The following is an 11,342-nucleotide window of genomic DNA, read 5'->3' on the forward strand; positions in this document are numbered from 1 at the left end:
CAGATAGGACGCGCCCGGGCGCATCATGGCGCCCGGGCGCGTCCCCGTATCGGCATATGCCGCGCTCAGCCCCTACATGAACTGCGAGTTGTACAGCGCCGCGTAGGCGCCGCCCTCCTCGAGCAGCTCGGCATGGGTCCCCTGCTCGATGATGGTGCCCGCGCTCATGACCAGGATGAGGTCCGCGTCCACGATAGTCGAGAGGCGGTGCGCGATCACGAAGCTCGTGCGCCCGGCGGTCAGGTTCTCCATCGCGCGCACGATGGCGTGCTCGGTGCGCGTGTCCACGCTCGAGGTCGCCTCGTCCAGGATGAGGATCTTAGGATCCGTGAGGATCACCCGCGCGATGGTGAGCAGCTGGCGCTGGCCCTGGCTGATGTTCTCGGCATCGTTCGCCACGTGCGTGTCGTACCCGGCCGGCATCGTGCGGACGAAGAAGTCCACATGCGCCATCTTGGCCGCGCGCACAATCTCCTCGCGCGTGGCATCCGGCTTGCCGTAGGCGATGTTCTCCGCGATGGTCCCGTCGAACAGCCAGGCGTCCTGCAGCACCATGCCGAAATTGCGCCGGAGCTCGGCCCGGCTCATGGCGTGGGTGTCCACGCCGTCCAGCGCGATGCGGCCGCCGTTCACCTCGTAGAACCTCATGAGCAGGTTGATGAGGGTCGTCTTGCCCGCGCCCGTCGCGCCGACGATGGCGATCTTCTGCCCGGGCTCGGCGGTGAACGAGACGTCGTGCATGAGCAGCTTGTCCGGCCGATAGCCGAAGCGCACGTGCTCGAACGACACCCGGCCGCGCACCGGCTCGGGCACATGGAGGGCGAGTTCCGGAGCGGGATCGGGCTCGACCTCGGGCTCGTCCAGGATGTCGAAGACGCGCTCGACGCTCGCCAGCGCACTCTGCAGGGTGTTCACCGTCATCGACATCTGCGTCATGGGCTCGCTCGCCTGCATGATGTACTGGAAGAACGCCTGGAAGGTGCCCACGGTGAGGCGCCCCGCGACGAGCATCCCGCAGCCGATGACTGCGATGATCACCTGGGCCAGACGCCCGACGAAGCGGATGGCGGGGCCCGCGGCGTTGGTGAGGAAGTCGGCCTTCCAGCTCGCCTCGGCGAGCTTGTCGGCGAGGCCGTGGATCTCACCGGAGCTCGCCCGCTCGCGGTTGAACGCCCGGATGATCACGCGGCCGCTGTAGGCCTCCTCGACCGCGCCGGTCAGATGGCCCACCCACGCCTGGCGCGCCGCCGCGAGCGCCAGGGTCTTGCGCGCCGCGACCTTCGTCAGCCAGATGGAGACCGCGGAGAACGCCAGGAAGATGCAGGCCAGAAGCGGGCTGTAGACGAACATCATCACGATGGCGCCCACCACGCTGCCCACCGCGGTGAACAGGCGCAGAAGACCCGTCTGCAGCACCTCGGACATCTTGTCGAGGTCGTTGGTGGCGCGGCTCACGATCTCGCCGGGCTTGTGCGCGTCGAAGAACGCGAGCGGGAGGCGGTTGAGCTTGCGCGCGATCCGGTTGCGCAGCGCGAGGTTCAGCCGCTCCGCGAAGCCCGCCATGGTGAAGGTCTGCGTGGCGTAGAAGACGAAGGCCGCCGACCAGATCCCCAGGTAGACGAGGATCTCGCGGCCGCCGTGCCCCCAGTCGACCACGAAGGGCCGGCCCTCGGCGAAGGCCTGCTGGATGTCGGCCCACAGCACGTCGATGACGCGCGCCGAGAACGCGGGCGCCGCCACGCTGAACCCGGTGTAGAACACCACCGAGACCAGCACGATGGCGAAGCGCCAGCGCTGCCCCGCCGCCTCGCTCCACAGCCGGCGCACCGTGGCCGCGGCGTCGCGCGGGACCTCGGACTCGGGGGCGTCGGACTCGGGGGAGCCCGGATCGGCCGGGACTGCGTCGGGCCTCTCGGGGGCGGTCGCGGCGCCGGTCAGGGGCGCGCGCTCGTCGCCGCGGACGTCCTGCGCGCCCTGCATGCGCTCCCTATCGGCTGCCGGCATCGCGTCCGCCTCCCTTCATCTGCGAGTCCGCGATCGCGCGGTAGACCTCGCAGGTCTCCATGAGCTCGTCGTGGGTGCCCAGACCCTCGACCACGCCGTCCTTGAGCACGACGATCTGGTCGGCGTGCAGGATGGTCGAGATGCGCTGGGCGATGATCAGCACCGCCGCGTCCCGTGTCTCGGGCCGCAGCGCGCGGCGCAGGGCCGCATCGGTCTTGAAGTCGAGCGCCGAGAAGCTGTCGTCGAAGATGTACAGGTCCGCGCGCTTCATGAGGGCGCGCGCGATCGACAGGCGCTGGCGCTGGCCGCCGGAGAAGTTCGTGCCGCCCTGCGAGACCTTGGCTTGGAGCCTGCCCGGCAGCTCGTAGACGAAGTGCCCCTGGGCGACGTCGAGCGCATGGCGCATCTCCGCCTCGCCCGCGCCCTCGTTGCCGAAGCGCAGGTTGCTCGCCACCGTGCCCGAGAACAGCCAGGCCTTCTGGGGCACGTAGGCGATCCGCGCCCGCAGGTCCTCCTGGCTCATGTCCCGGATGTCCTCGCCGCAGAAGCGCACCGCGCCGTCCGTCACATCGTGGAAGCGCAGCAGCAGCTTGGCGACGGTCGACTTGCCCGACCCCGTGGAGCCGATGATCGCGGTCGTCTGGCCCCGTCGGCAGGCGAAGTGCAGGTCGTGCAAGGTGTCCTCGTCCGCGTCGGGGAACCGGAAGGTCGCATGGTCGAACTCCGCCACGGCCTCCCCCGCTTCGGCGGCACCGGCACCTCCCGCGGCGCCGCGCCTCTCCGTCGCGGCCCCCGCCGCGCCGCCCTGCGGGTCGCGGATCTCCGGCTCGAGGTCGATGACGGCCGCCGCGCGGTCCAGGCACGCCTTCGCGCGCGGCAGGGTGAGCACCACCATCTGGGCCGCCATGATGTAGAACAGGATGAGCATCGCGTACTCGAGCACCGCCGAGATGCTCGCGATCTCCATGGCGTGCGCGCCCACGCGGTCGCCGCCGAGCCACAGCACCGCGACCTCGGTGAAGTTCATGAGCAGGAAGCTCGCCGCATCCACGCCGGCGAACATCATGTTCACCTTGATGGCCGAGTCGGCGTAGTTCGAGAACACCTCGTCCAGCCGGCGCTCCTCGCGGCGCTCCTTGGTGAAGGCCCGGATCACGCGCACGCCGATGATGCTCTCGCGCAGCACCACGTTCATGCGGTCGATGAGCCCCTGCAGCCGCATGAAGATGGGCGCCGCGTTCTTGATGGTCACGGCGGCGATGACGAGCACCACCACGGTCACCGCAGCGAGCAGCAGGCCCATCTGGATATCGATCATGCAGGCCATGATGATGCCGACCACGCACAGGAACGGCAGGGGCAGCACCATCTGGATCGTGGCGATGATGGACTGCTGGATCACGTTGATGTCGTTCAGCGAACGCGTGATCATGGACCCGGTGCCGAAGCGCTCGAAATCCCCTCCGGAGAACGCGAGGGAGCTGTCGTAGATGGCGCAGCGGATGTCGCGCGCGACGTTGGCGGCGAGGCGCGCGGCCAGGAAGGCGCCGGTCAGCGCGCCGCCGCTCGCGAGCATGGAGGCGCCGAGCATGAGCGCGCCGCCGCTCACGATATGGTCGAGGCTGCCGCTCGCGATACCGGTGTTCACCATGTTGGCGAGCATCGTCGGTACGAGCAGCGTGCCCGTGTTGTCGATGAGGAGCACCAGCAGCGTGACGGCCACCAGCGCCCGATGCGGTTTGAGGAACCTCCAGAGCAGCTTCATGCTGACGTCCCTTCACATGGGTTCGCGCGGTCGTTATGGCAGGGGGGGGTGCGGCGCGGTGCCGCGGGGCGGGTCAGCGCCCGGGGTCGATATGCGCCGAGACCGGGGAGCCGGGGCCCGCCGTCGGGCCGTCCTCCTCCGGCAGGGCCTCCATGCGCTCGAGCTCGGCGGAGAGCGCCCGGGTGTAGGCGCGCGCGACCCGCAGGATGGCGGCGCGGTCGGCGGGGGCGAGCGAGCAGAACGCGCGGCGCTCGGCATCCTGGGCGGGCACGATGTAGCGCTCGGCGAACGAACGGCCCGCTGCCGTGAACGCCGCGGTCTTGTTCCGCCGGCTGCCCTCCGCATAGGAGAGCTCGATCAGACCGCGCGCCTCGAGCGACTTGATCGCCGAGTTGATGGTCTGCTTGCTGTACGCCCACGAGCTGGTGAGGTCGGCGAGGGCGATGGGGCCGTCGGCGCGCTCGATGTCGTACATCATCCAGTAGGCGCAGTTGGACAGGCCGCATCGTCGGGCGAAGCCGTAGTAGATGCGGTCCGCCTCGAGGTAGAGGCAGTCGAGCTCCCTGGGGTCGCTCGGCGCGGACCCCGCATCCGGAAAGGACGGCTCGCGGGCCGTCGCGGAATCGCCGGTCGCATGCTGACGCTCGGGCTCCATGGGCACCGCCTTCCTCGATATCGCGTGACTGTGCCGCCATGGTAGTCCGATATCGGATATACGTCAACACGGGGCGCGGGGGGTCTTTCGGGCCTCCGCCGGACGTCCATGCCGCGTGGGCGCGCAGAAAAAACGCCCGCCGCCGCGAACGGGTCGCGACGGCGGGCGACGGGGGAAGGTCGCGCATGCGCGGCTAGAGCTCCCAACCCTCCTGGAGCGACTCGTAGAAGGTCGCGGAATCGCACAGGTCGTGCAGGCTCTTGCCATCGCGCCACGGGAGCTCGGCGAGCTCGGACAGCGTGGTGACCAGTTCGGAGCAGTCGGTGAAACGGCCCTTGCCGTTCAGCTTCGAGCAATCCTGGACGCGCCAGTAGCCGTCGGTATGGGTCACGTAGTACTGGTCGCCGTCGACGTCCATAAACACGCGGGTCTTGGAACGCAGGTAGTTGAGGAGTTCCTCGAAGCTCAGGGATATCGTCTCGTCAGCTTTCAGTCCCATGGCGGTCTCCTAGCTGTCGGGCGCCGAAGCGGCGCGTTGGCCTTGCAGATACCCCCAGTAAACCCGTCCGGCGCGCTTCCCATACGGTCAAATCAGCGGGCGGGGCCAAACGCTAGAGCAACGGCCGTTCTGCACGTTTTGGACACATGGTTCACGGCGGACGGCATGGCGGGCGGTGACGGACAGGGCCGCCCCGGCGCCGTCACGCGTCCTTCGACCCGAACGCATCCATCAGCAGCGCGACGATCCCGCAGACCAGACCGCCCACGGGCCACGCGAGCCAGAACCACATGGCGCTCGTCCCCGCGGGGTCGAAATCGGACGGGTCGGGCGAGGTCAGAACCGGGGCGAACAGGAGCCCGAGGCCGACGATGGTCGCGACGATCATGATGGCGCCGCAGATGGCGCCCACCTTCTTGCCCGACCGCTTACGCTCCATCAGGGCCTGCTTCACCTCGTCGTCGACCTGCGCGCTGACGATGTCCTCGATCTCGAGGTCGTCCGCGATCTCGCGGTTGCGCTCGCCGATGTTGGTCCGCCCCAGAAGCATGCCGAAGTGGACGATCGACCACACGCCCGCCGCCACGAGCATCATGAGGATGAGCATGCCGAGGCGGGCGTAATCGGTCCTGTCCGTCGCGACCAGGGCGATGACGCCCAGGAAGATGTCCGCGATGCCGATGATGCAGCCGCGCGCCATGCCCCGGCGCGCCTCCAGGCGGTCCTCCTCGGTGTAGAAATCCTCGATGTAGGGATGCGCGCGGTTGAAGGCCGTGTACTCCATGCCCGCCGGGATGAGGAACGCCAAGCCCGCGAGCACGCCGACGAGGATGCACAGGAGCATCAGGGCGTCCGCGTCGCCTCCCGGGACGAGCGCGCCGGCACCCTCGAGGGCGAGCCCCACGCCGGAGCCCGCGATGATGCAGGCGATGCCCGTGGGGACCTGCCAGGCGAGCTTGCGATGGCGCTCGTCGTAGCCGCACACATCGGTCGGCGGGCCGGCGGGGACCGACGCGGCGGGCTCCGCGGCGCGCGCGGTGAGGTCCCCGGTCACGAGGTCGTCGAGCGTGCAGCCGAAGATCTGGCAGATCTTGATGAGCTTGTCCATCTCCGGATAGCTCTTCTCGGCCTCCCACTTGGTCACGGACTGGCGGGAGACGCCGAGCAGCATGGCGAGCTGCTCCTGGGTCATGTTGCGTGTGGAGCGGAGGTGCTGGAGGTTGTCGCGGAAGCTCATGGTCGGGCCTTTCGATCGGATCGGCGCCTGCGGGCCGCTCGGGTTCCGACCCTCCCCGGTAGTATACGGGTTCGCATGGGGGTGGCTCCCTGCCCGCAGACGCTTCTGTTCAGCTGCTTGCCGGCACCGTCCACTCTACGGGCGCGCCGGCACCGGTTCCACCAACCGCAGGGCTGCATTTTGCCCGGAATCCCGGCAACCGGAAGGCGCCTTCCGGTTGCTTTCCGCAGGTAGACGCCCTATCACCTCAGACGGGGCAGACCGGGTGCCGTGACGGGCGGGGCGTGCGGCGATCGACGGCGGCAGATGGGACGGCCCCCGCTGCCGCGCCGCCGCGCGCCGCCATGCCGTCGCGGCCGCGACCTCGCCGCCGCGGCCCTAGAACTCCTCGATGACCTCGTTCTCGCTCCGCGACGCGGGTGTCAGCCAATCGCTGTCCGGCCGGCAGACCAGGCGCGCGTCCTGATACGCCTGCCGCATGGTGAGGATCGTCTGCCCGATGTAGTTCTGCGACCGCACGCGCTCGACGACGAGCGCGACATCGGCCTGGCCCTCGCGCAGCAGGCAGATGGGGAGCAGCAGGCTCATCTTGTTCTTGCGCGGGTAGTACATGGGGATCGCCGTCTTGTAGTTCCAGCGCACCCGGGCGAGCGCGCGGTCCACGGCGCTCTTGAACCGGTTGTTGAGCGCGTCGTAGGCGTCGTCGTCCTCGTCGAGCACCGTGCGCAGGCGGCGGTACGCCTCGGCCCTCCCCTCGCGGTCCTGCCCCGACGCCTCGATGCGGTCGATGATCTCCACGCCCTCGTCGTTGTAGCGCAGGCCGCCGCGCAGGAACTTGAGCGGCAGGCGGTCGATGTTGTCGATCAGGAAGTGCCGGTGGCTGATGGTGAGCGAGCGCCTCAGGTCGTACAGCAGGTCGCGCGGGTCGTCGAAGAACGACGGGGCTCGGGCAGCCGGGCGAAGGCGTCGACGAGCAGCTTGCCGTAGTACCCCTCCGCGGCGACGCAGAAGGAGGCGAACTTCCACGGCTGCTTCCCCGCGAACGTGTTGCGCTCGAACACCGCGTACACGTCATCGTAGCGGCGGTCGACGAGGTTGGTGTTGAGGGCCGCGAACTGCCCGTCCGACGACTCGAGCACCTTTCCCTCCTGCTTCAGGCGGTAGAAGATCGTGGTGATGAAGCTCTTCAGGATGGGGTGGCGGTGCGCGGCGCCGCGGATGACCACGTCCCCGCCCCAGTCCTCATCGAGGGCCTTCGCCGCCAGCCCGTCGAGGAACTGGTCCCAGGTGCCGAGGTAGGCGAACTCCTCGAGCGCGCGGGAGGGCGATGCGGAGGCGACCGAGCGGACCTCCGAATCGATGTAGTTGACGTACCACGGCTTCGAGAGGTCGCGGCTGCTGCGGCGCAGGTTCACCTCGACGGGCGTGATGCCGTCGGCCCGCATGAAGGGCAGGGGGAATATGACCTTGCCGCCGAACGTGCGCAGCGCGGACGCCTCCCAGGCAGCGGCCCACGCGTCCTCGAGCAGCCTGTCGAGGTCGGTGCCCTCGGGCGCGACCGGTGCCAGATAGCTCCTGCTCGTGTTGGGGAAGGAGGCGAAGGCGAAGAACTCGGGGCCGAGCTCGGCGCGTTGCTCGTCGGAGAGCGGCGCCCGCACGTAGTCGGGCAGCTCGAGGGCGCGACGGACGGCGGGGGCGAAGTCGAGCCCTGCGGCGTCCGCGGCCGGTTCGGGTCCCGGCGCGGGAGCCGGGGCCGGGGTGGGGTCGGGCTCCGGCGCGGAAACGGGATCCGGGGTCGGCGCGGAGTCCACGGGACCGCCCGCCCATCCCGGCATACGGTGCACGAGAACCTCCACGTTGGTGGCCGTCTCGCTCGTCCTGATGACCCTGAGCTCGAGGAAGCCTCCGTTCTCGACGGACATCCGCTCGAGGAACGGCCGCGCCTTCGCGAAGCCGTACTCCTTGTTCTCGATCCCGTTCTTCTTGAGCAGCGCGTTCACATGGGCGAGCAGCGCCGGGGCATCGAAGCCGTACGCATCGGCCAGCAGCCGGTACACCCGGCGGCTGTCCTGCTCGGTTATCTCCCGCACGATCTTGGCGTCGGCATTCGCGTCTCCTGCAGCTGCCATGGTCATCATCCCTTCTCGTCCATCCCGCTGTTCCCTATCGATGATACGGGAGGATGCCCGCCCGGTGCCCTGAAGGGTGTCGATTAATTTGCGACGGGGTGAGACGAAAGGGGGAATCGGCGGATGGAGGCAGGCGGAGCAAGGCGGCGGGTGGCGCGGCGCGCGGCGATGCGCCTTGACGGGGCCGCCCCGGCCGTCGCGACCGTCCGAGCCGCGTGGCGCTCAAACGGACGGTCCCCCGCGCCGTGAAGGAGCGACCTTCATGACACGGGGGACCGTCCCGCCTGTCACCGACCGTCGCGCCGGCTCGGGCGCAGGGGCTACCAGATGCCGAGCACGTGCTGCATCCCCAGCGAGACGCAGGCGATCGCGACCCAGCAGGCGAGACCCATGAGGATCGGCTTGCCGCCCGTGCGCACGAGCTTGACGATGTTCGTGTTGAACCCGATCGCCGCCATCGCCATGACGATGAAGAACTTCGACAGCTCCTTGATGGGGGCCGTCACGGCCGCGGGCAGGGCGAACACCGTGGTCACGACGCTGGCGAGCACGAAGAACAGGATGAAGAAGGGGAAGATCTTCTTGAGGTCGAAGGTGCCTGCGGCCTCGCCGGCGCCCTCGCCCGCGGAGGCGGCGCGACGCGCGAGGCGCATCTGCCAGAACGCCAGCGCGAGCGTGATGGGGATGATCGCCAGGGCGCGGGTGAGCTTGACGATGGTCGCGGCGTCGAGTGTGTTCGCCCCGGGGTGCATGCCGTCCCAGGCCGCCGCGGCGGCGGTGACGGAGGAGGTGTCGTTCACCGCGGTGCCCGCGAACAGGCCGAACCCCTCGTTGGTGAGGCCGAGCATGCCGCCGAGCGTGGGGAAGACGAGCGCCGCGATCACGTTGAACAGGAAGATGACGCTGATGGCCTGGGCGATCTCCTCGTCGTCGGCGTCGATGACCGGCGCCGTGGCCGCGATGGCGGAGCCGCCGCAGATGGAGGAGCCCACGCCGATGAGCGTGGAGATTTTGCCCGGGATCTTGAGCGCGCGGCACAGCACGAAGGCGACGACGAGCGAGGTGGTGATCGTCGAGACGATGATGGGCAGCGACGTGGCGCCGACCTGGGCGATCTGGGCGAGGTTCAGGCCGAAGCCGAGCAGGATCACCGCGTACTGCAGGATCTTCTTGGACGTGAACTTGACGCCGCGCTGCAGGGGCTCGCCGGCGCGCGCGGGCACCGCGAGCGCGAGCACCATGCCGATCAGGATGGCGAACACCGGCCCCCCGACGACCTCGAACTGTTTGCCGAGCAGCCATGCGGGCACGGCGACGATCAGGCAGAACAGCACGCCCTTCCACATACCCTTGAAATCCTTGATGAGCTCCATGCCTCTCATCCTTCCCACGTCGTTATGGTTCGGATGCCATGCTACTGCCTGCGGTTATAATCTATTCCATCAATATGCTTATACTCTCATCATGATTCGTGATGACGAGGGTTCGCGACGATGCCCGCGGCCGGCCCGGCACAGAGCGGAGGGACGGAATGCTCGACTACCGCGTCCATACATTCCTAGCCGTCTACCGGCAGCGCAGCTACACGCGCGCGGCACGCGAGCTGCACATCTCCCAGCCGGCGGTGACCCAGCACATCCATCAGCTCGAGCAGCATTACGGGTGCGCGCTGTTCGCCAAGACGGGCCGGGGCGTGGAGCCGACCGCCGCCGGCGAGGAACTGTCCCGCGCGCTTGGCGTCATGGCCAACGACGAGGAGCGGCTGCAACGCGAACTCCGCCCGCTCAACGAAAACGACTCCGTGCAGGCGCCCTTGCGCTTCGGATGCACGCGCACGGTCGCCGACTACGTAGCACCGCGCATCCTGGCGGCGCACCTGGCCCGCCGCCCCGACGACCAGATACTTATGCAGGCGGAAAACACCACGGAGCTGCTCGGACAGATCGAGGCGGGATCCATCGACTTCGCGCTGGTGGAAGGCTCGTTCGATCGCGCGCGCTTTGACCATGCCGTCTTTTCATGCGAGCCCTATGTCGCGATCGCCCAGCACGCGTTCGACGCCACGCGCCTTGAGGACCTGCTCGGGCAACGGATCATCCTGCGTGAGCCCGGGTCGGGCACGCGAGAGATCCTCGAGCGGTATCTCGCCGTGCGCAACCTGTCCGTGCGCGACTTCGCCGGCATCATCGAGCTTGCGAGCATCCCCGCCATCAAGGCGTGCGTTCGCGCCGGGGCGGGCATCTCGTTTCTGTACCGCGCCGCCGTGGAGAGCGAGCTTGCTGAACGCGAGCTCGCCGACGTCACGCCTGCCGATGTGTCCATCGAGCACCACTTCGAGCTCATCTGGCAGCGCGGCAGCCTGTTCGCGGAGCGCTACCGCGCCTTAGCCCGCTCCTGGCAGGCGTATGCCTCGACGACGGCTTAGATAGCAGCGCCCCTGCACCCCGATCTGCCGTCCCCAATGGCGGACCCCGACGGCAGATGGGGTATTGTTGTGACCGCACAGCCGTTACCTTGGTTGCCATCGAGATAGGAGGACCTCATGCGCGACCGCGTGAGCATCAGCGCCGTCGAGTCGGCGGCGAAAGCAAACAATCGCCCCGGACCGGACCACATGAACTGCGGCGAATCGGTCATCGCCGCGCTGTGGGATGCCTTCGAGCCGGACTTCCCGCGTTCCGTGGTCTCCATGGGCGCCGGCATGGGCAAAGGCGTCGGGGGCTCCGGCTGCATCTGCGGTGCGCTCGCCGGCGGCGTGGCGTTTCTGGGCCTCATGCTGGAAACCAAGGAACGTACCAAGCCGGTTGCCGCCGAATTGCACGACGCGTTTTGCGGAGGAACCGGCAGGCATACGCCCTGCTGCCGCATCCTCACGCGCGGTCTGGAGTGGACGAGCGCGGAGCGTATCGCCCAATGCCAAGCTCATTGTGCCCTCGCGGCGGCAGAGACCGCCCGCATCCTCTGCCGCGAGCTCGACATCCAACTTGAATCGTAGCGAAACGCACGAGCAGGGACTCTCCCGTAGGGAAAATAGGGACAGGTGATAATTTCCC

Annotated in this window: 8 protein-coding genes and 1 pseudogene; 2 read left to right on the forward strand and 7 right to left on the reverse strand. The window is 68.5% G+C overall.

The window, feature by feature from the left end; genetic code table 11:
- Window positions 1-72 precede the first annotated feature (72 nt).
- The 7 genes and pseudogenes from PHA29_RS03620 to PHA29_RS03655 all read right to left on the reverse strand — a co-directional run bounded on the left by PHA29_RS03620 (window position 73) and on the right by PHA29_RS03655 (window position 9,662).
- Entirely contained in the window at window positions 73-2,004 is a 1,932-nt protein-coding gene (locus tag PHA29_RS03620; RefSeq protein WP_270848136.1) for an ABC transporter ATP-binding protein, read from the reverse strand.
- On the reverse strand, window positions 1,988-3,769 hold the full coding sequence (locus PHA29_RS03625) for an ABC transporter ATP-binding protein (protein WP_270848138.1): 1,782 nt from the start codon (window positions 3,767-3,769) through the stop codon (window positions 1,988-1,990). Before PHA29_RS03625 ends, PHA29_RS03620 begins: the two co-directional genes overlap by 17 nt.
- A 73-nt stretch (window positions 3,770-3,842) precedes the next feature.
- Window positions 3,843-4,424, reverse strand: coding sequence for a MarR family winged helix-turn-helix transcriptional regulator (locus PHA29_RS03630; protein WP_270848140.1), 582 nt, complete (start codon window positions 4,422-4,424; stop codon window positions 3,843-3,845).
- A gap of 193 nt (window positions 4,425-4,617) precedes the next feature.
- Window positions 4,618-4,923: a CDP-alcohol phosphatidyltransferase gene (locus PHA29_RS03635; RefSeq protein WP_270404183.1), complete on the reverse strand. Its 306-nt coding sequence runs from the start codon at window positions 4,921-4,923 to the stop codon at window positions 4,618-4,620.
- Window positions 4,924-5,125: 202 nt separating this feature from the next.
- Window positions 5,126-6,160: a helix-turn-helix transcriptional regulator gene (locus PHA29_RS03640; RefSeq protein ID WP_270574975.1), complete on the reverse strand. Its 1,035-nt coding sequence runs from the start codon at window positions 6,158-6,160 to the stop codon at window positions 5,126-5,128.
- A gap of 378 nt (window positions 6,161-6,538) precedes the next feature.
- Window positions 6,539-8,298, reverse strand: a pseudogene (locus PHA29_RS03650) (DUF3825 domain-containing protein).
- Window positions 8,299-8,609: 311 nt separating this feature from the next.
- Window positions 8,610-9,662 (reverse strand): YeiH family protein, encoded by a 1,053-nt coding sequence (locus tag PHA29_RS03655; RefSeq protein WP_270848143.1) that lies wholly within the window; start codon window positions 9,660-9,662, stop codon window positions 8,610-8,612.
- A gap of 158 nt (window positions 9,663-9,820) precedes the next feature.
- Between PHA29_RS03655 and PHA29_RS03660 the strand changes: the two genes are divergently transcribed.
- Window positions 9,821-10,714: a LysR family transcriptional regulator gene (locus PHA29_RS03660; protein ID WP_270848145.1), complete on the forward strand. Its 894-nt coding sequence runs from the start codon at window positions 9,821-9,823 to the stop codon at window positions 10,712-10,714.
- A gap of 117 nt (window positions 10,715-10,831) precedes the next feature.
- Window positions 10,832-11,284, forward strand: a complete 453-nt coding sequence (locus PHA29_RS03665; protein ID WP_270848146.1) for a C-GCAxxG-C-C family (seleno)protein — start codon at window positions 10,832-10,834, stop codon at window positions 11,282-11,284.
- The last annotated feature ends 58 nt before the right edge of the window (window positions 11,285-11,342 follow it).

It is taken from the genome of Candidatus Collinsella stercoripullorum, from assembly GCF_027669965.1.
Taxonomy (GTDB): domain Bacteria; phylum Actinomycetota; class Coriobacteriia; order Coriobacteriales; family Coriobacteriaceae; genus Collinsella; species Collinsella stercoripullorum.

Bases quoted from the DNA above. Each gene is read 5' to 3' on its own strand.
- PHA29_RS03635 (WP_270404183.1), bottom strand. From the start codon at position 4,923: ATGGGACTGAAAGCTGACGAGACGATATCCCTGAGCTTCGAGGAACTC.
- PHA29_RS03630 (WP_270848140.1), bottom strand. From the start codon at position 4,424: ATGGAGCCCGAGCGTCAGCATGCGACCGGCGATTCCGCGACGGCCCGC.
- PHA29_RS03660 (WP_270848145.1), top strand. From the start codon at position 9,821: ATGCTCGACTACCGCGTCCATACATTCCTAGCCGTCTACCGGCAGCGC.
- PHA29_RS03620 (WP_270848136.1), bottom strand. From the start codon at position 2,004: ATGCCGGCAGCCGATAGGGAGCGCATGCAGGGCGCGCAGGACGTCCGC.
- PHA29_RS03625 (WP_270848138.1), bottom strand. From the start codon at position 3,769: ATGAAGCTGCTCTGGAGGTTCCTCAAACCGCATCGGGCGCTGGTGGCC.
- PHA29_RS03665 (WP_270848146.1), top strand. From the start codon at position 10,832: ATGCGCGACCGCGTGAGCATCAGCGCCGTCGAGTCGGCGGCGAAAGCA.
- PHA29_RS03640 (WP_270574975.1), bottom strand. From the start codon at position 6,160: ATGAGCTTCCGCGACAACCTCCAGCACCTCCGCTCCACACGCAACATG.
- PHA29_RS03655 (WP_270848143.1), bottom strand. From the start codon at position 9,662: ATGGAGCTCATCAAGGATTTCAAGGGTATGTGGAAGGGCGTGCTGTTC.